We start from the raw sequence: 18,913 nt of genomic DNA on the forward strand, positions 1-18,913 counted from the left end.
GCCGCCGTTGCTGCAAAGCGGCTATGACGCCGCGACAACGCGGGTGGCAGTTCCGCCAAAAGCCGCCATTCCGCCCCATGCGGGTGATTAGATCACGAATTCCTCCTCGTACGTCTGTGGCTCGGGAACGACCGTAACCTCCACCGGAACGATCCAATTGGCCGCGTAGCTCTCGCAGTCGGAACGCTGGAGGTCGGGCTGCACGCACCCCGCCCCATCGATCGCGCGACATCGCAGTATATATCGCCCCACTTCTTCAGGGGTCCACATGTACTCCCACAAGCGCCATGCAAAGGGACGTTCTGTTTCGAGGAGCCGTCCCTCGCGCCAGCCCCTGCCATCTCCCGTGCAGACGTGCACCTGCCGGATAACGGCCTCTCCGCTCCAGGCGGCTCCGAAAATCCGGTACGGTTGGCCGGCGATGAGACGCGCCCCCTGTACGGGACGCGCGATCTGCGCTTTGACCTCCATCTCCGCAAGAGGGACCAGCCTGGGTTCCCCGAGGCTGCGCTCCCAACGGAAATAGTCGCGCGCCTGCCAGTAGCCAAGGAACGGTTGTTCCACAACCGTGATATGCGTGATCCACTTGACCCAAGCCATGCCGAACCAGCCACCCACGACCGCGCGTAGCGGGTAGCCGTGATCGCGCGTCAACGGTTCCTCGTTCATCGAATAGGCAAGGATCGTGCTGTCAGCGATGGCCTTCTCAAGTGGTAAACTGCGCGCAAAAGCGATGGGGCCGGGAGAAGCCGTTTTCTTGTTCGTGTCGACGACGCCGCTGTCGGCGCCTACGAGCAGAACCTCACGTGCGGTTCGCTTAACGCCCGCCATTTCCAAAATATCGCGCAGAAGAACACCTGTCCACGCGGCATTCCCGACGGCTCCGTTCTGCCACTGCAACCCCTCCTTCGGAGGCACATAGTAGACGCGGCCGTTCCCTGCACACTCGACGACGGCGGTGAAAGTCGTGCTCCGCATCGCCTTGATGCTGTCGAGGTCAAGTTCGATCGGCCTCTCCACCGCCCCGCCAACGCGCAATCTCCAGTCTCGCGCATCGAGGTCCGGCGACGGGAAATGGTTTCGCACGAAGAACAGCTCGGTTGGGATCAGCCAATCGGAGAGCGACGCAAACGGAAACTCGGTGTTCTGTGGGGATTTCTGTCGAACTATTAGACTGGGTTGCTCTGGTGTCGGCATAGTCCTCGTCTCCCCTTCCAAGAGCACAACGTTGGCACTCGGTCGCGCGAATTCCGGTTCGATCACACCGGCCCTCGCAGTGCGTCTGTCGCGTTCCGCCTTCGGCCGCATTCTAGCAGATACCGCACGTTCCTCGGATCGACCTCGATTTGGCCCATGTCTCTTTCGCGCCCGCTTGTCGTTCAGGCACTACCGCTGGAGAAGACCAGCAACATATTGTTGGTAGGCATCTCGATCGTCTCGCGGAGATTAAGTCCAGCGGCCTCACCCACGTGTTCAAGATCAGCGATATCACGCACACCCCAGGATGGGTTGCGCTCCTTTAGAGCCGCGTCGAAAGCAGCGTTCGAGGGTGCGTTGTGTGCCCCGTCGCGCATGAATGGGCCGTAGAGAAGAAGAAGCCCACCAGCGTGAAGCAAACGGCCAGCTCCTGCGAACAATCCTAAGCTTGCCGCCCATGGCGCGATATGGATCATATTGATCGACACGATGGCGTCAAAATGCCCCGTTTGTTCGACGCCCCATTGGCCTGAGCACACATCAATATCCCGCGGTGCCAGCACATTCTTCAGCCCTGCGAATTTGATCCAGCTAGACGTGCTGGTGCGGGCGTCGGCATCCGGATCGCTCGGCTGCCAGGTGAGGTTGGGCATTGCTCCCGCAAAACACACGGCGTGCTCGCCGGTCCCGCATCCAATCTCCAGCACGGCGCCACGTGTGGGAAGGACACGTTTTAGGACCGCGAGGATCGGCGCCGAATTTCGCGCAACGGAAGGTGAGAACATGCGCTGGTCGGCGCTTACGTCGCGCTGTTCCAGCGCAACAGGCGAACGGTCCTTCTTCTCTGGGGGCATTGGCCTCGAAATCCCCTTTGGGCGATGTCTCCCACCTTATAGCTGAAATGATGGGACTGGAACCGAGGATTTCGGACTTACGAAGGGGTCGCCGGCGCGTGCGTTCGGCCGTGACTGCATCTCCGACTCAGTGTCTGTCATTGGTCCGGCCACAGCACGTCACTCATGCGCCAGTACTGCCTTTGCCGATGCGAATTGACGATCATAGAAAATCCGCACTGAAAGAACGACGCCCGCGATCAGGTATCGAACCAGCACCAAAGTCCCACCGCCGCGAGCGCCAGCGGCACGCCGATCCACAATGATCGAACCGAGTTCAATCCCTCGGCCGTGAACATTGACCAGAGCAAGGCCGACCATCACCAGCGCCAACGGCCTCATAAGCGATCGCCATGGCAATGACCCCTGGCGCTGGTTCCCAATGACCATCAAGACGATCGGCACCAGGCCGAGAAAGGCCGGAGCGATGACGGGACCGGCAAAGACCGCCGCTCCCGTCACCGTCAGGAAGTAGCCGACATATCCTATGAAAGCGAGCCAAATTGCCTGCAAACAGTTGCGAAGCGTCAGATGGAGCATGATGCCCTTCTGCGAAAGCAGAATGCAAAGCCCGACCAGCGACCGGATCGCTCGTTCGATCCGCGAGCAGACAGGCCACACCATCGAGACCGTCACCGCCGACCTGACATCGGCCGATGACGTGAACCGCGTCGCCAGCCTGATCGCCGACAATGCCGGGATCACCATGCTGATCAACAACGCTGGCGTGGGAGCGACCGCACCACTGCTGCAGTCCGACGTCAAAGCGATGAGCGCGATGATCGCCCTCAATGTCGAGGCGCTGACGCGGCTCACCTACGCGACCGTCCCCGGCTTCGTCGAACGCACCCGGGGAACGATCGTCAACATCGCATCGTTCGTGGCGATCACGCCCGAAAGACTGAACGGCGTCTACGGCTGGTCTAAGGCCTTCAGCCAGGCCTCCGGCAGGAGCTTGAAGGCAGCAATGTCCACGTGCAGGTCGTCCTTTCGCCTGGGCATCACCTTTGGGCATCAGTTCTGGGCATCAGCTCGCCATTGATGCCAAAACGGGATCCGGCACGACTTGAAAATCAAGGAATCAAGGGATTTTAGGGAGAATTGGCTGGGGAACCTGGATTCGAACCAAGATCGACGGAGTCAGAGTCCGCTGTTCTACCATTGAACTATTCCCCAGCAGAGTGCGGCCGGCATGGCGGCTCCGCTGGTGTGCGGCGCTTATAAACAAAAGCCGGAAGAATGCAAATACCTGTTTGGAAAAATTTCCGAACCCAATCGGGTGGGGCCGAGCAGGTCCCGGATTTGAATCCAAAAAGAATTTGGCGATTTTGCTTCGCGCTGGTATTCTCGCGGCAACGCAAAAACTAACGAGCGCCTGCTGCATACCGTCATGGACTTGCGCGGCGCGTGGAAAACAAACGTGGAAGACCCCGAAGGCGGCGCAAGGCCGCAATTTGACGGGGCGTCAGCGGCAGCGCGCAGGGATGGCAAAAAATCCCGGCGCCGGAAAGGCAAACGGGGCGGTCAGTCCCGCAATGCGCCTCATGCCGCTTCGCAGGCCTCCTCCGAGACATCCGGAGAGGCAGCGCGCCCGATGGAAGCTGCAGCCGGGAACCCGGCTCGCAAGCGCAAACGCCGGCGCCGCGGTAACAGCGGCCAGCGGCATGATGGCCCAGCGGTCCAGCATCATGAGAAGCCGGCTTTGGCCGCGCAAGCGGATGGCGGAGCTTCATCCAGCCGCCGCAACCGGCGCAAGCACCGTGGAAAACGCGGCCTGCAGGGTCGTCCGCTGGCGCCTGGCAAATCCATCGGCCAGCCGGGCATCGCTGCCCAGCCTGCCGCCATTGCCAGCGATCCCGTCATTGCGAGAGCCCCGACGATAGCAAAGGCCAATGGACATTCCGAGCCTCGAAACGATGGCCTCAATCGGGGCGGCCGGCCGCCTGAACGCGAGCGCCGCGATCACGCCGAGCATCCCTGGCCGGACGAACTTTATGCTGCGCTCGACCTTGGAACCAACAATTGCCGTCTGCTGATTGCCCAACCCACCCGACCGGGACAGTTCCGCGTCGTCGACGCCTTTTCGCGCATTGTGCGCCTCGGCGAGGGGCTGGGCGCAAGCGGCCGCCTTTCCAACGAGGCAATGGACCGCGCTGTCGATGCGCTGCGCGTATGCGCCGGGAAGCTGAAAAGCCGCGAAATCCGCCGCATGCGGCTGATCGCCACTGAAGCCTGCCGCCAGGCCGCAAACGGGGCCATTTTCCTTGATCGCGTCGTTGCCGAAACAGGCCTTGAACTCGAGATCATCGACCGCGAAACGGAGGCCCGCCTTGCCGTATCCGGCTGCTCGTCACTGGTCGGACGCGAAACGCGTTCCGTCGTGCTTTTCGATATCGGCGGCGGCTCCTCGGAAATAGCAGTCATCCGCATCGGCGAGAACCGGTTCAGCCGCCTTGCCAATCACATCACTCACTGGACCTCGCTGCCGGTCGGTGTCGTCACCCTTTCCGAGCGCCACGGTGGCCAGCATGTAACACCGGAAAGCTTCGAGACCATGGTATCGGAGGTGGGGGGCATGCTTGCCCGGTTCGACTGCCCGGAAATCGAGGTCGCACATTCTGGCGATTTTCACCTGATCGGCACGTCCGGCACGGTGACGACGCTGGCAGGCGTCCACCTCGACCTGCCGCGCTACGACCGCCGCAAGGTGGATGGCATCTGGCTTTCGGATGACGAGGTTTCGGCCATGCAGGCGAAGCTTCTCTCGTGGGATTTCGAGAGCCGCGCCGCCAATCCCTGCATCGGGCCGGACCGCGCTGACCTGGTACTTGCCGGCTGTGCCATTCTGGAGGCAATCCGCCGCCGCTGGCCGAGCCCGCGCATGCGCGTCGCCGACCGCGGGTTGAGAGAGGGCCTCCTGACCGACATGATGGCGGACGACGGCGTCTGGCGGCGCCATCGAAACCGCCGCGGCCAGCGCGCAAGGTAGGGAAAGAATGACCAAGGCACCGATCGCGGGCAACCGCACCGGCCGCAAGCTCGGCCAGCGCGTCAAGAAGAAGAAGCTCAAGGCCTCCTCGCGGCAATGGCTACAGCGCCATATCAACGACCCCTACGTGCAGCGCGCGCAGCTCGAGGGCTACCGGGCGCGGGCCGCCTTCAAGCTGCTGGAGATCGATGAGAAGCACAATATCCTGAAAGGCGCGCGCCGCATCATCGACCTTGGCGCCGCACCGGGCAGTTGGTCGCAGATCGCCGCCAAGGTGACGGGCTCGACCGACGAGGATATCCGCGTCGCGGCCATCGACTTTCTCGAAATGGCGCCACTTCCCGGCGTGAAGATCCTGCAGCTCGACTTTCTCGATCCCGACGCGCCGACGAAACTGATGGAAGCTGTCGGCGGTACGCCGGATTTGGTGATTTCGGACATGGCGGCCCCCACGACCGGTCACCACCGCACGGACCATCTGCGAACGATGCATCTTTGCGAAGTTGCCGCGCATTTTGCCGTCGACGTTCTGGGCGAAGGCGGCCATTTCCTCGCCAAGACCTTTCAGGGGGGAACGGAGCGCGAATTGCTCAACATGCTGAAGCAGCATTTCCGTCAGGTAGTGCACGTAAAGCCGGCTTCCTCGCGTGCCGAATCGGTTGAGATGTTCCTGCTGGCGAAGGGCTTCAAGGGCCGGAAGCCAGTCACGGACGCTGCGAAAGCTTGATCTTTGGCATCGTCTGTGGCGATGATGGCGGCTTGCAGGATTGGAATGCCACTATCTGATGCTACTTTACGTCACTCTCGGAACCAATGACATCGAGCGCGCCCGGCGCTTCTATGACGCCGTTCTGCCCGCGCTGGGTTACAAGCTTCAGCGTCTTTCTGACGAGGAGATCGGCTATTCCGCCGATGGCGACACGCGCTCACGCCTCTGGATCGTCACGCCGTTCAACCGCCGCCGTGCCACCGCCGGCAACGGCTCGATGATCGCGCTCAGCGCCGAAACGCGCGCCGATGTCGATGCGTTCTATGCGGCGGCACTCGCTGCGGGCGGTACTGATGACGGCAAGCCCGGCTTGCGCGCCTATCATGCAAATTTCTACGCCGCCTATATCCGCGATCCCGACGGCAACAAGCTTGCTGCCGTTTGCGAAAAGCCGGAATAGAAGGGCTTACTTCACCGCTTGTTGCTCGGTCTCTATGGCTGGGCCGATCCGCTTGACGCGATGGCCAGAAACCAGCGCCCCTGCATTTCTGTCCATGCGAATGAAGGGGATCGTCGCCACGACCGTCAGTCCTGCGATGACGTAGAAGGCTAGCTGGAAGTCGGCGACCTGCAGTGCCTCGCCGCGAAAATAGATGGATGTCTCAAGGATTGCTCCCGCCACTGCAACGCCGAGCGCGAGGCTGATCTGCTGCATTACCGAGCTCATCGATGTGGCCTGGCTTGCTTCTCGATCCTCAATATCGGCAAAGGCCAGTGCGTTCACGCCGGTGAACATGAACGAACGCGAGAAGCCGCCGATGAGCAATACCGTAATGATGACGAGATGCGGCGTTGCGGGCGTGAAGAAGCCGGTTACGATTGTTACGATCGTTGTGACCGAGGCTGCCGAAAGAAGCGTCGTGCGGAAGCCGGTGGCGGCGAAAACGCGCCGCGCCATGAATTTGGTAGTGATCGCGCCGATTGCTCCGGAAAAAGTGATGAGGCCAGACTGGAACGGTGTCAGACCAAAGCCGAGCTGCAGCATCAGCGGCGTCAGGAAGGGCATGGCACCGACGCAAACGCGGAACAGATTGCCGCCCGTCGTCGCAGCACGGAAAGTCGGGTTGCGGAAGAGGTTCAGGTTCAGGATCGGGGCTGGGTGGCGCTTGGCGTGACGCACGTAAAGATAGCCGCAAAGAAAGCCGGTCAAGGTGGATGTGACACCGATCGCCGGCGGCAGCGCCGGAAGGCTTACGACCGAGAGGCCGAAAACGACACCCGCTGCGGAAAGCGAAGTCAGCATGAACCCGGTGAAGTCCAGTTTCGGCGGCATGGTTGCTTCAATCTCCGGAAGAAAGATTGTTGCAAGCCAGACGCCGATGATGCCGACCGGTACGTTGATCAGGAAGATCCAGTGCCAGCTGAAATAGGTCGTGATGAAGCCGCCGAGCGGCGGACCGGCGAGCGGACCGACAAGGGCAGGGATCGTCAGCAGCGCCATGGCGGAAACCAGTTCGCTCCGCTGGGTCGTGCGCAGGAGAACGAGGCGGCCGACCGGCGTCATCATCGCGCCGCCCATGCCTTGCAGGAAGCGGGCGAAGACAAACTCGACCAGGTTGGAAGAGACCGCACAGAAGATCGAGCCGATGACGAAGACGCAGATTGCAAGCCGGAAGATGCGCTTGGCGCCGAACCTGTCTGCCATCCAGCCACTGACTGGAATGAAAACCGCAAGCGACACCATGTAGGAGGTCAGCGCCAGCTTCAGCGTAATCGGCCCGACATGCAGGTCGCTGGCGATTGCGGGCAGGGCGGTCGAAATGACGGTGGAATCCATCGGCTCCATGAAGAGCGCGACGGCGAGGATCAGCGGTACAATGCGGTTCATAGGCAAAAGCCTTGGCGACTCTTGGGGAGGGCGCGGAAGCCCGAGCTGTGTAGTCCCTGTTGCCTCCTCTGCCAATCCCTGAAACTGCGGGAGTTACGGGTTTGCATCACGTGTGCGTGAGTTGGCTGTCCGCGGCAACTTTTCCGTTCAAAATCGACATATGTTCGGCCGGGCAAGCAGAGATCCCGCACGAAGGGGAGGGGGGCGTGCAGCGCTGCCAGCGGCCTTGTTCGAAGGTATGATTTTTCTCGCATTGAAGCGGCCAGGCTTTTTGCTACACGCATTTCGGCCGGCCAAGTTCAAGAACGGCCTACCGTTTCGTGCCGAAGATCGACCAGTTCGTCATCTGATCCAGGCGCATGGCGGTTATTATGCGCCCGGTGCAGACGCCTGGCATTTTACTATTCCCTTCCTGTCATAGACGTGTTACGAGCCCTCGCCAACTTCCAAAGCAACCCTTGCACACCGCCGGTGCGGACGATTCGTTCCGGGTGGGTCGCATTTTTCTTGATTGAAGGAAATTGGCCATGGCTCGCATCATAGAAACGGCAACCGGAGCGGACGCGCTCACCTTTGACGACGTGCTCTTGCAGCCCGGTCACTCTGAGGTCATGCCCGGTCAGACGAACATCGCAACGCGCATTGCGACCGATTTCGACTTGAACATCCCGATCCTCTCCTCCGCAATGGATACCGTCACCGAAAGCCGATTGGCGATCGCCATGGCGCAGGCCGGCGGCCTCGGCGTCATTCATCGCAACCTGACCCCCATCGAGCAGGCCGAGCAGGTTCGGCAAGTCAAGAAGTTCGAAAGCGGCATGGTGATAAATCCGGTGACGATTGGTCCGGATGCGACGCTTGCCGAAGCGCTGTCTCTGATGAAGACGCACGGCATTTCCGGCATTCCAGTCGTTGAGAAGTCGGGGCGCCTCGTTGGCATCCTGACCAATCGCGATGTCCGCTTTGCGTCCGATCCGGCCCAGAAGGTCCACGAGCTGATGACGCGGGATAATCTCGTTACGGTCAAGGAGAATGTTGATCAACAGGAGGCCAAGCGCCTGCTGCATTCGCACCGCATCGAAAAGCTGCTGGTCGTCGATCCGGAAGGCCGCTGCGTTGGCCTCATCACCGTCAAGGATATCGAAAAGTCGCAGCTGAACCCGAACGCTTCCAAGGATGCGCAAGGCCGCCTTCGCGCTGCCGCCGCCATCAGCGTCGGCGATGATGGCTTCGAGCGTGCCGAGCGCCTGATCGAAGCCGGCGTCGACCTGCTCGTCGTCGATACCGCCCACGGCCATTCCCAGCGCGTTCTCGACGCTGTCGCCCGCGTAAAGAAGCTGTCCAATTCGGTTCGCATCATGGCCGGCAACGTCGCGACCTCGGACGGCACGAAGGCACTGATCGATGCCGGTGCGGATGCCGTCAAAGTCGGCATCGGCCCGGGCTCGATCTGCACGACGCGCATTGTCGCCGGTGTCGGTGTACCGCAACTCGCCGCCATCATGTCGGCTGTCGAAGCCGCGCGCGCTCAGGATATTCCGGTCATCGCGGACGGCGGCATCAAGTTCTCGGGCGACCTTGCCAAGGCGATGGCCTGCGGCGCTTCTGCCGTCATGATCGGCTCCCTGCTCGCCGGTACCGATGAAAGCCCGGGTGAAGTCTATCTCTATCAGGGACGCTCCTTCAAAGCCTATCGCGGCATGGGATCGGTCGGCGCCATGGCGCGCGGCTCGGCAGACCGCTACTTCCAGGCGGAAGTCCGCGACACGCTGAAGCTCGTGCCGGAAGGCATCGAAGGCCAGGTTCCTTATAAAGGGCCGGTTTCCGGCGTCCTGCACCAGCTCACAGGCGGCCTGAGGGCAGCAATGGGTTATGTCGGCGGTAAGGATATCAAGGAGTTCCAGGAACGCGCCACTTTCGTGCGCATCTCCGGTGCCGGCCTTCGCGAAAGCCACGCCCATGACGTGACGATCACCCGCGAGAGCCCGAACTATCCGGGTGTGGGCGCCTGATCGTGACTGCGGGCAGCCGGATACCGCCTTGGATGATCGGGCTGCTTGCTATTGTCTGCCTCGCAGTATTGGCATGGACGACCTTCGGCTTCGTCCTGCCGTTTCGGCATGAAACCGGAAAAACGGTGCTTGACGCCTATTTCACCGGCTATGATCACCCCGCTGTTAGCGCCATGCAGAAGGTGCTGGGCGAAAACGATGTCGCGCGTGCGCTGCTGCGAAGCATGTATCTTGGTCCGGAGCTCGTCCTGCCTGCGCTGATGACGATGCTTCTCTTCACGATTGTCCTGAAGCTCCAGCCGGGCGGTAGCTATTTCGGCAAACCGATGCATCCAGCTTTCATCAAGGCGATTTACGGCCTGCCGTTCATCTACGGTTTTGCCGATTATGCGGAGAATCTCTCCAGCTTGATTGCTTTCGGTGGCGGCAGCGCTGCATCATCCGCCGCTGCGTTGTTGCCTTGGATGACAAAGCTGAAATTTGCAGCACTCGTTGTCTCGGCAATCGTCATCCTTCGTTTCGTCCTGATCCGTCTGACGCCTGGAGATATCGACGATCGATAGGCTGGAAAGTGCCGGCATTTTCTTCTACTGCTTTGAAAAATATGAGAGAAGGAGCAGAGGAGACACTATGACCGGCACCGAAATCTTCTGGCCCATTATTGCCCATGTCGCGCTGGTCTATGGCCTCTACATGCTGCTCAGCCTCCGCCGCCGGAAAGCGGTGGAAGTCGGCAATGTGAATCTTTCGGATTTTCGCGAAAACCGTAGCGAGCCGCCGGAAAGCCTCTTCGTCAAGAACAGCATCGCCAATCAGTTCGAGCTGCCGGTTCTCTTTTATGTCTGCTGCATCCTGCTCTACATCACCGAGGCCGACAATATCGCCGCCCTCGTGCTCGCCTGGATTTTCGTGGCGTTGCGGTATGCCCACGCTTTCGTGCATGTCACGAGCAACCGCATGCGTTTCCGCAGTCCGCTCTTTGCAGCTGGCTACGTGGTGCTTGGTGCCATGTGGGCGTGGCTCGCCGGCTGGGTGGCCTTCAGCGGGTAACGCAGTTTTGTTCCTGCGTTATCGGAGGCTGACCTATCTTCTCTCATCGGGCTTTGGCTGAGCGAGAAATGAGGAGGTTTACATGGACAAGCCGGAAATCACGCAGGCTATGATCAACGCCTATGACGAATATACGCATCTGACGCTGGACCGGCGCAGTTTCATGGACAAGCTTACGAAGCTTGCAGGATCGGCGGGTGCTGCCGCCGTGATCGCGCCGATGCTGGCGGCAAGCAAGGCGAGCGCGGAAATAGTCCTGGCAAACGACGAGCGGCTGAAGGCGCAGGATGTCTCTTATCCCGGCGGCAGTGGCGAGATGAAGGGTTATCTGGTCGAACCGAAGGAGGCATCGGGAAAGCTCGGCAGCGTTATTGTCATTCACGAAAATCGCGGCCTTAATCCGCATATCCGCGACGTCGCCCGCCGCACAGCGCTGGAAGGCTTCGTGGCGCTGGCGCCGGATTTCCTGTCGCCGCTTGGCGGCACGCCTGAAAACGAGGATCAGGCGCGGGAAATGTTCGGCAAGCTTGAGCCTGCCGCAACCGTCGCGAATGCCGAAGCAAGTCTCAAGTACCTGAAGACGCTTCCTTCCGCCAATGGCAATGTCGGCGCTATCGGCTTTTGCTGGGGTGGCGGGGTCGTCAACAATTTGGCGACGCAATCGCCGGAGCTGAAGGCAGGCGTTGCCTATTATGGTGCGCAGCCCAAGGCTGGCGTGGCGAACATCAAGGCGGCGCTTATGTTGCACTATGCCGGTCTCGACGAGCGCATCAATGCCGGCATCGATGCCTACAAAAAGGAACTGGAGGCAAACGGCAAGAGCTTCCAGATCTTCGTATACGACGGCGTAAACCATGCCTTCAACAACGACACGTCCGCGGCGCGCTACGACAAGAAGGCAGCCGATCTTGCCTGGAGCCGCACCATAGAGTTCTTGAAGAAGAACCTGGCCTGATCATGATGCAACGGTCGTTTCGTGCTGCTCTGGAAACAGCACGGGCGAAGGCTCGATACGGTCCGTGCACAGCCGGCCGCTGCCGAACGATTGATCCGCAGCTTTGAGTGACAAAATCGGGGCTTGTCGCCCCGATTTTCATATGCTTCTGGCGTCTGTTAAAATGCAAGCTATTCGATTTACGGCGCATGAATACCTGCGTGCCATATCGCTCGGATGCGCCGGTTTGAGCCATTTTCCGTCGCTCAACGATAATTCATGGGAACGATATGAGCGCGCAGGGTATGGATCGTATCGGCCTTCGCCGGAAGCCGAAGCAGGAACGCAGCATCCAGAGACTTGATTTGATCCTCACCGCTGCCGCAGAGCTGATCGCACAAAAGGGCGTCAGCGCCATGCGCATGACCGAGCTCGCCGCCGCAGCCAAGGTGCCGATCGGCTCGGTTTATCAATATTTCCCGGAGAAGGCGGCGATTGTTAAAGCGCTCTTCGACCGGCATGCGGCTGCAGTGCAGGCGAAAACGGCCGTCATGTTTTCCAACGTCCAGTCCCTCGATGAAGCATTGGACCTGATCTCGGTGATGATCGACTGGTACTATAACGAGTACCGCAACGACGCCACTTATCTCGGCGTCTGGATGGGAACGGAGACCGACCAGGATCTCCTGCAGCTCAACATCCAGCACAGCAATAGCGTAGCCGAAATTTTCCTCGAGGCAATAAAGCGGATCGCTCCGGAGATGCCGGAAGTCGATATGCAAGCGCGCACTTACCTTTTCAGCCACCTGATCGGCGCCTCGATCCGCCTTGCGGTCAAGAGCGACGAAAAGCTGGCAAAAAGGATGCTGGACGAATGGAAGCACGTCATCCGCGCTTCGCTTTTCGCCGAGGCGGCCTGAATCCTACCAGCTCGGTACCATGTTGGCGGCCTTCAGGCGCGGATACTGCCGCGCATAGGCCGTTTTCACATCCGGTTCCAGATTGTCGTCGACTACCGCAGGCGTGATGTTGTCGAGGCAGGCGGTGATATGCGCCGTGATCGCATTCATCAGCGAGATTGAAACCCCCGGGCGCTTCATGATGCCGATCTGCACCGGCGGCAGGGCAGGAAAGCCGTCAGCCTGGCTCAGAACCTTCATGCCCGTCCGCAATGCCGATTCAGGCATCACTGAAACCGCCATGCCGGCGAGCACGGCAGCGGCAACCACCGTGCATGACCAGCTTGTGAAGAGGATCTGATGCTCGCGACCCACGGCATCGAGCGCCGAACAGGCAAGTTGCCGCCACTGGCAATCGCGGCGTCCGACAGCAAGCGGCACAGGAGCGTCGTCACGGATAGGGTGGTTGGCGGAGCCGACCCAGCAGAGCGGTTCGGTCCTGACGACGTCGGACATGCGTTCCCGCGGATTATGTGTCACCAGCGCGATGTCGAGTTCGCCTTTGTGCATACGCTCTGCCAGATCCACCGAAGGTTCGCACACGATGTATAGCTCCACATTCGGATGGGTCTTGGCGAAACGACCGATGATCTCCGGCATGTAGCGGTCGGCGTAGTCGTCCGGCGTGCCGATGCGCAGCATGCCTTCGAGACGGTTGTCGTCGAAAGCGGCGATTGCCTCGTTATTGAGGCGGATGATGCGGCGAGCGTAATTCAGAAGTTTTTCGCCCTCGACCGTCAAGCGGTTGCCGCGGCCGTCCTTGATGAAGAGCTGCTTGCCGATCCGCTCCTCGAGGCGACGCATCTGCATCGAGACAGCCGATTGCGTCTTGTAGACGCGATCGGCCGCCTTGGTGAAGCTGCCGGAATCTATGATGGCGATGAAAGTCTGCAACTGGTCGATATCAAGAGGCGCGGACATGGGATCACCTATAACGATTGCTGATAATAACCATTAGAAACATTCGTTGGACTGATCAATAGGTCTTTGGCATCTTCGGGATGCAAATCAAGCAAAGTGACGGACAGACACCTGCTGTCCTGCCTAGGTTTCAGCCCTCCCTCCCGCTCGACCTCGCGGGAGGGGTGGGCTGTTGCGCCCGAAAGAAAGGAGAGTTCAATGCGCATGATTGACCAGACTGTAGAACTCGACTGTGCCAAGCAGGCCGCGACGTTTTCCCAGCGTCTCGGAGGAACCCTCGCGCCGCTGACGGCTCTCTTTCGCGCATTCCGCAATCGCAGAGCGATCAATGGCCTGAATGACCTCGACGACAATCAGTTGCGGGATATCGGCCTGACGCGGGCCGATGTAACCGCCGCCCTGTTGACGTCGACCTTCTTCGAGGATCCGTCGGCACATCTGACGAACTCGGCGCGCCGTCGCTGGCGCCTTGCGATATTCCGCTCCTGCGTCGATTAGGAGCGGCCAGTTTCCCCGCAGGGTGATAGCCAATAGCCCTGCCGCTTGACCCGGTGACCGGCTTTCCCAAGCCGTCTCCGGGTTTTTTTCACGTCTTCGAGGAAGCCTGGCCCTTGTTAGGCAGATATGTCTCGAAGATTGATTCCATGCTTTTCTGGTAGCCCCTCTGCACCTCAAGCCCGCTGTCGAACATGGTGTTGAGCACCTTCAGATAATTTTCCGCCTGGTCCTTTGCCTCTTCCTTCGCAGGCTCTGGCGCCCTTTGCGCCGCCGGCTGATTGAGGGTCCCCATCATGTCCTGAAATGCCTTGACGAAGGGATTGTCGAGATACGGATTGGCTGGTGCGCTCTTGGATGCTGGCTGGGGCGTGCTGAACATCAGCTGCATCGCCTGCGTGAACGGATTGTCGAAGATGTTCGGCTCGGATGCCGTTTTCGGCTTTGGCGCAAAACCGGTACTTTCCAGCCATTTCTGAATCGTTTCGCCCATCTGGGTATTGACGAAGGGGTTGACGGGCGAGGCCATCTGTCCGGTCGCTTGCTTGAAGAGCCCGCCCATCAATGTATCGGCCATCACCGGCAGCATCTGCTTGTAGATCTCCTGGCCAATGCCGGTCATCTGGGCGGCTTGTGCTGCGACGGCGCGCGAAACCTCCTTGGAGCCGAAAAGTTGGCCGAGAATACTGTTACCGTCCGAGATGCCCTCCGGGGTGAAGGCCTTCGTCATATCCTCGAAGTATTTGGTATAGTTGCCGGACGCCACCGCCTGCATCAGGCCCATGAAGTCATAGGGATTGCTCGTGCTGCGCTTCAGCCCGGCGGAAAAGGCGGGCATTAGCGCCGCCATTGCCTTGGTCGCCTGTTCCTGGGCAAGGTTGAACTGCTTGGAGATGGCCTCCATCGCTGCGCCATTTTGTGCCTGCATCATCATGTCGAAGAGTGGCAACATGACATTCCTCCCCCGTTCTCGTGCTTGTGAATCGTCACTATAAACGGAAATCGGAATGCGCAAACGGCTTTTTGCCGACTACTTCAGTACTGATATTCCTCAAAGACCGGCTCGACGGAGTGCTGCCAGCGGCCATTGTAACGCGCCAGCAGGTCCTCGGCCAGCGTCGCTTTTTTCGCCATCACCTCGTCGAGCGGCGACAAGAAGATGCTCTCATCCTGGCCTTCCTTGTTCAGCCGGTTGCGCGACCTCAGACCCGCCTTCGAAATACCGATGACCTCGCGGGCGGTTTCGTAAAGGGCCTGGCCGCGGAACTCGGCCTTCAGGCCGGCCGTGGGGACGGCATCGCGCAGCGCGCTGACTTCGGCAAATGTCCAGTTCTTCGTCATCTGATCGGCCGCATCGAGCGCGGCGTCGTCATATAGAAGGCCCACCCAGAAGGCGGGCAGGGCACAGATGCGGCGCCACGGGCCGCCGTCGGCTCCGCGCATCTCGAGGAAACGCTTCAGGCGAACGTCGGGGAAGAGCGTCGAAAGATGATTCGTCCAATCGCCCATCGTCGGCTCCCACGCGGCGACCTCGCCCTTCAGCGCGCCGTTCATGAACTGGCGGAAGGTGACGTGGGTACAGTCATGGTAGTGGCCGTCGCGGACGATGAAGTACATCGGCACGTCGAGCGCCCATTCCATATAGTGCTGGAAGCCGAAGTCGTCGCGGAAGGTGAAATCGAGCAGGCCGGAGCGCCGGTTGTCCGTGTCGCGCCAGATGTCGCCGCGCCAGGAAAGCATGCCGTTCGGCTGACCTTCGGTGAAGGGCGATGAAGCGAAGAGCGCAGTTGCCAGCGACTGAAGCTTCATCGACACGCGCATCTTCTTCTGCATGTCGGCTTCGGAGGAGAAGTCAAGGTTCACCTGGATCGTGCAGGTGCGGTACATCATGTCGAGGCCCTTGGTGCCGACCTTCGGCATGTAGCGGGTCATGATGTCGTAGCGAGATTTCGGCATGCGCGGCGTCTCGGCGAGCGTCCACTTCGGGCTGCCGCCGATGCCGAGGAAGCGAATGCCCATCGGCTCGGCGATTTCGCGCAGTGTGGCGAGATGCGAATTGGATTCCCTGCAGGTCTCGTGGATCGTTTCCAGCGGAGCACCCGAAAGCTCGAATTGGCCGCCGGGTTCGATCGAGATCGCGCCCATACCCTGTTGCTCGGCAAGACCGATGATGTTTTCGCCGTCCATGATCGGATCCCAGCCGTTCTTTGCCTGCAGGCCCTTCAGAAGGGCCGAGATGCTGGCCGTGCCGGCATAGGGAACGGGGGTGTTGCCCGCACGGAAGAAGGCGAACTTCTCATGCTCGGTGCCGATGCGGAATTGCTCTTTCGGCTTGTTCCCCGCAGCAATGTAATCGGTCAGCTCCTGCACCGAAGATATCGGTGTCTGGTCGGTAGTATCGCGAGCCATTCAACGTAACCTGTATTCTGGGGAACGCCCGGTAGCCCGGACAATTGGAAGGGTGATTAGTGCCGGTCTCACGTATGTTGCAAGTGAAATTCTTTCAACGATGCATCAAAAAAATAGCGGGCTGTTTCAACAGAGCCTGATTTGAAGGTCAATTCCAGTCGCCGACAGCCGCCTGGATCACCGCCATGGCCGCAACCGCAGCCGTATCGGCGCGCAGGATACGGGGCCCGAGCGGAATGGCGGTGACGAAATCGAGGCCGCTCAGCCGCGCGCGCTCCTCCTCCGAAAAGCCGCCTTCCGGCCCGACGAGAAGCGCAAGCTGCTTTTCTTCGATCTTCTTCAGCAGTGGCAGCGGGTTTTGCCCCGCATCGCCCTCGTCGCAAAAAATGATCCGCCGATCTTGCGGCCAGCTGTCGAGCAAATCGAAGAGTTTCACCGGCTCGGCAATTTTCGGGATGGCGAGGATGCCGCATTGCTCTGCCGCCTCGACAGCATTGGCCCGCAGTTTATCGAGATTGGTGATCTTGCCCTGTACGTGTTGCGTCATCACCGGCTGCAGCACGCCGGCGCCCATCTCCACCGCCTTTTGCACGAGGTAGTCCAGCCGGCCGACCTTTAGCGGCGCAAAAAGATAGTGCAGGTCGGATGGGGCCGGCTGCTTCCGGGTCTGCTCGGTTGGCGTCAGCAGGATGCGCTTGCGGGTCGGGAAGGAAAGGTTCGCCTTCCACTCTCCGTCTCGGCCGTTGAATACCAGGATTTCGGCGCCTTCCGTCATACGCAGCACATTGGCGAGATAATTGTACTGGTCGGAACTTGCCTCCACCGCGGCGCCCGGCGACAAGGAAGAATCGACGAAAAGCCGTTGCATGCGGAAATTGGCGCGCATCTCAAACAATCCCGATCAAACGAAGAGGGCGAACATAACCAAATAGAGCAACGCCGCAAGCGCCGCCGACACAGGCACGGTGATGATCCAGGCGGCGATGATGGTCATGAAATGCGAGCGCCGCACAAGATAGCGGCGGCGCGCCTCATGCACGTTGGGATCTTCCGGTTCTTCGATCGCCCAGGCCTCGGCCTTGCTGCGCATATATTCGACGCGGCGCTTGGAATTGCGCGTGTACCATTCGCGAAAGAAACCGACGCCGAAGACGGCGCCAACGGCGATGTGCGTCGTGCTGACAGGCAGTCCGAACCAGGACGCGACGATGACGGTAAAGGCCGTCGATAGTGCGACGCAGTAGGCCCGCATCGGATTGAGTTTGGTGATCTGATCGCCGACAAGGCTGATGAGCCGCGGGCCGAACAGCAGCAGTCCGACGGATATACCGAGGGCACCGATCAGCATCACCCAGAGCGGCGGCGCATCACCGCCAGATGCAAGACTCGAGGTCGAACGCACGATCGCCGAAAGCGGTCCGATTGCGTTCGAAACGTCGTTGGCGCCGTGTGCGAATGAAAGCAGCGCTGCAGAGCCGATCAGCGGGAACTTGAAGAGAATGCGCAGCGAACTGTTGCGGTTTTCGAGGCCTTGCGATTGCCGTGCGACGATCGGCATTGACACTGCCCAGGCAACGAGGCCGGTCGACAATCCGAATGCAAGGATCGTCGGTGACGAATATCGCCCGGCGGGGGTAAGCTGCAAGATCATATAAGCTGCAAAACCGCCGGTCATCAGGCCAATCAGGGCCGGAACCCAGCGCCGTGCTGCCGCGATCTTGTCGACACGGTAGATGATCAAGGTCTTGACGAGGTAGAGCAGACCAGCGGCGATCACACCGCCGATCAGCGGCGATGTCATCCAGCTTGAGGTAATTTCCACCATGACGCGCCAGTTGACGGGGTCTGGTCCGACAGCGGCAATTCCGGCTCCGATCACCGCGCCGACAATCGCATGTGTCGTCGAGACCGGCGCGTTCAGCCAGGTGGCAAGATTGATCCAGAGCGCTGCGGCCATCAGCGCGGCCATCATGATCCAGGCAAGCAGGTCCTTGGGAAGCTGTACGGTATCGATGATACTCGAAGAGATCGTTCTGACCACCGCTCCGCCGGCGACCGTTGCTCCAAAAACCTCGAAGGCCGCCGCGATAAAGAGTGCCTGTGCCATCGTCATGGCACGCGCACCGACGGCAGCGCCGACATTGTTCGTCACGTCGTTCGCGCCAATGTTCATGGCCATGTAGGCAGCAAGCGCGGCAGCGGCGATGACGAGAACGGCGCCCTGCCGGTCGAAGACGTAGACGCCTGCAAAAAGCATCGCCAGGCCGAGAAAGATCAGGCCGAGGCCCGGCGCGACCAGCTTGCGCGCGACGAACTTCGCCGCGTCCTCGGCATGGGTGATTTTGTCGAGGTCCTTGTCGAGCGTTCGTTTGGTAAGAACGGGAGTTCGGCTGGGCATGCTGTTCCTTGGGTCAAATCCTGCTTTGGCGCCCCATTATCCTAGCAGCGCAAGAAGGC

At 60.3% G+C, this 18,913-nt stretch carries 18 protein-coding genes, 1 tRNA gene and 1 pseudogene; 10 read left to right on the forward strand and 10 right to left on the reverse strand.

Annotated elements, in window-relative coordinates; translation table 11 throughout:
* Window positions 1-87: 87 nt before the first annotated feature.
* The 3 genes and pseudogenes from AM571_RS04245 to AM571_RS04255 all read right to left on the reverse strand — a co-directional run.
* Entirely contained in the window at window positions 88-1,197 is a 1,110-nt protein-coding gene (locus tag AM571_RS04245; RefSeq protein ID WP_257788691.1) for a sulfite oxidase, read from the reverse strand.
* Window positions 1,198-1,379: 182 nt separating this feature from the next.
* Window positions 1,380-2,051, reverse strand: coding sequence for a DUF938 domain-containing protein (locus AM571_RS04250; RefSeq protein ID WP_074060332.1), 672 nt, complete (start codon window positions 2,049-2,051; stop codon window positions 1,380-1,382).
* Between the two features lie 248 nt (window positions 2,052-2,299).
* Window positions 2,300-2,672: pseudogene (locus AM571_RS04255) on the reverse strand (EamA/RhaT family transporter); the annotation flags it as partial.
* Here AM571_RS04255 and AM571_RS04260 point away from each other — a divergent pair.
* Window positions 2,653-3,132, forward strand: coding sequence for an SDR family NAD(P)-dependent oxidoreductase (locus AM571_RS04260; protein WP_237358529.1), 480 nt, complete (start codon window positions 2,653-2,655; stop codon window positions 3,130-3,132). The pseudogene AM571_RS04255 and the gene AM571_RS04260 sit on opposite strands and share 20 nt — an antisense overlap.
* A gap of 60 nt (window positions 3,133-3,192) precedes the next feature.
* Here AM571_RS04260 and AM571_RS04265 read toward each other — a convergent pair.
* A tRNA-Gln gene (locus AM571_RS04265) sits at window positions 3,193-3,266 on the reverse strand.
* A 244-nt stretch (window positions 3,267-3,510) separates the two neighbouring features.
* Here AM571_RS04265 and AM571_RS04270 point away from each other — a divergent pair.
* From AM571_RS04270 to AM571_RS04280, 3 genes are read left to right on the forward strand one after another with little or no spacing between them, the layout of a single operon-like run.
* The gene (locus tag AM571_RS04270) at window positions 3,511-5,079 is read left to right on the forward strand and encodes a Ppx/GppA phosphatase family protein (protein WP_074060333.1); all 1,569 of its coding nucleotides are present in this window, start codon (window positions 3,511-3,513) and stop codon (window positions 5,077-5,079) included.
* 7 nt (window positions 5,080-5,086) lie between these two features.
* A complete protein-coding gene (locus AM571_RS04275) occupies window positions 5,087-5,806 on the forward strand; it encodes an RlmE family RNA methyltransferase (protein ID WP_074060334.1) in 720 nt (239 codons plus the stop codon).
* Window positions 5,807-5,864: 58 nt separating this feature from the next.
* Window positions 5,865-6,248 carry a VOC family protein gene (locus tag AM571_RS04280; RefSeq protein WP_074060335.1) on the forward strand — a complete coding sequence of 128 codons (384 nt, stop codon included), beginning with the start codon at window positions 5,865-5,867 and terminating at the stop codon, window positions 6,246-6,248.
* 6 nt (window positions 6,249-6,254) lie between these two features.
* Here AM571_RS04280 and AM571_RS04285 read toward each other — a convergent pair whose 3' ends face one another.
* Window positions 6,255-7,676, reverse strand: coding sequence for an MFS transporter (locus AM571_RS04285; protein WP_081377030.1), 1,422 nt, complete (start codon window positions 7,674-7,676; stop codon window positions 6,255-6,257).
* A gap of 527 nt (window positions 7,677-8,203) precedes the next feature.
* On the opposite strand from AM571_RS04285, the gene guaB reads away from it, so the two are divergent.
* The 5 genes from guaB (at window position 8,204) to AM571_RS04310 (ending at window position 12,592) form a co-directional block, all read left to right on the forward strand.
* Window positions 8,204-9,688 carry an IMP dehydrogenase gene (guaB, locus tag AM571_RS04290; RefSeq protein WP_074060337.1) on the forward strand — a complete coding sequence of 495 codons (1,485 nt, stop codon included), beginning with the start codon at window positions 8,204-8,206 and terminating at the stop codon, window positions 9,686-9,688.
* Between the two features lie 2 nt (window positions 9,689-9,690).
* Window positions 9,691-10,251, forward strand: coding sequence for a hypothetical protein (locus AM571_RS04295; RefSeq protein ID WP_074060338.1), 561 nt, complete (start codon window positions 9,691-9,693; stop codon window positions 10,249-10,251).
* Window positions 10,252-10,318: 67 nt separating this feature from the next.
* Window positions 10,319-10,738 carry an MAPEG family protein gene (locus AM571_RS04300; RefSeq protein WP_074060339.1) on the forward strand — a complete coding sequence of 140 codons (420 nt, stop codon included), beginning with the start codon at window positions 10,319-10,321 and terminating at the stop codon, window positions 10,736-10,738.
* An 82-nt stretch (window positions 10,739-10,820) separates the two neighbouring features.
* Window positions 10,821-11,693 (forward strand): dienelactone hydrolase family protein, encoded by an 873-nt coding sequence (locus AM571_RS04305; protein WP_074060340.1) that lies wholly within the window; start codon window positions 10,821-10,823, stop codon window positions 11,691-11,693.
* A 269-nt stretch (window positions 11,694-11,962) separates the two neighbouring features.
* The gene (locus tag AM571_RS04310; protein ID WP_074060341.1) at window positions 11,963-12,592 is read left to right on the forward strand and encodes a TetR/AcrR family transcriptional regulator; all 630 of its coding nucleotides are present in this window, start codon (window positions 11,963-11,965) and stop codon (window positions 12,590-12,592) included.
* A gap of 3 nt (window positions 12,593-12,595) precedes the next feature.
* Here the strand turns inward: AM571_RS04310 and AM571_RS04315 are convergent, their stop codons facing one another.
* Entirely contained in the window at window positions 12,596-13,552 is a 957-nt protein-coding gene (locus AM571_RS04315) for a LysR substrate-binding domain-containing protein (protein ID WP_022717281.1), read from the reverse strand.
* A gap of 198 nt (window positions 13,553-13,750) precedes the next feature.
* Here AM571_RS04315 and AM571_RS04320 point away from each other — a divergent pair, with 198 nt between their 5' ends.
* Entirely contained in the window at window positions 13,751-14,050 is a 300-nt protein-coding gene (locus AM571_RS04320; protein WP_074060342.1) for a DUF1127 domain-containing protein, read from the forward strand.
* Window positions 14,051-14,138: 88 nt separating this feature from the next.
* Here AM571_RS04320 and AM571_RS04325 read toward each other — a convergent pair whose 3' ends face one another.
* From AM571_RS04325 to AM571_RS04340, 4 genes are all read right to left on the reverse strand, one after another.
* On the reverse strand, window positions 14,139-14,999 hold the full coding sequence (locus AM571_RS04325) for a DUF937 domain-containing protein (protein WP_074060343.1): 861 nt from the start codon (window positions 14,997-14,999) through the stop codon (window positions 14,139-14,141).
* 83 nt (window positions 15,000-15,082) lie between these two features.
* Window positions 15,083-16,456 carry a glutamate--cysteine ligase gene (locus AM571_RS04330; protein ID WP_074060344.1) on the reverse strand — a complete coding sequence of 458 codons (1,374 nt, stop codon included), beginning with the start codon at window positions 16,454-16,456 and terminating at the stop codon, window positions 15,083-15,085.
* A gap of 148 nt (window positions 16,457-16,604) precedes the next feature.
* Window positions 16,605-17,342: a 16S rRNA (uracil(1498)-N(3))-methyltransferase gene (locus AM571_RS04335; protein WP_074060345.1), complete on the reverse strand. Its 738-nt coding sequence runs from the start codon at window positions 17,340-17,342 to the stop codon at window positions 16,605-16,607.
* 15 nt (window positions 17,343-17,357) lie between these two features.
* The gene (locus AM571_RS04340) at window positions 17,358-18,854 is read right to left on the reverse strand and encodes an inorganic phosphate transporter (RefSeq protein ID WP_074060346.1); all 1,497 of its coding nucleotides are present in this window, start codon (window positions 18,852-18,854) and stop codon (window positions 17,358-17,360) included.
* Window positions 18,855-18,913 lie beyond the last annotated feature (59 nt).

The sequence above is a fragment of the Rhizobium etli 8C-3 genome (assembly GCF_001908375.1).
GTDB lineage: Bacteria > Pseudomonadota > Alphaproteobacteria > Rhizobiales > Rhizobiaceae > Rhizobium > Rhizobium etli_B.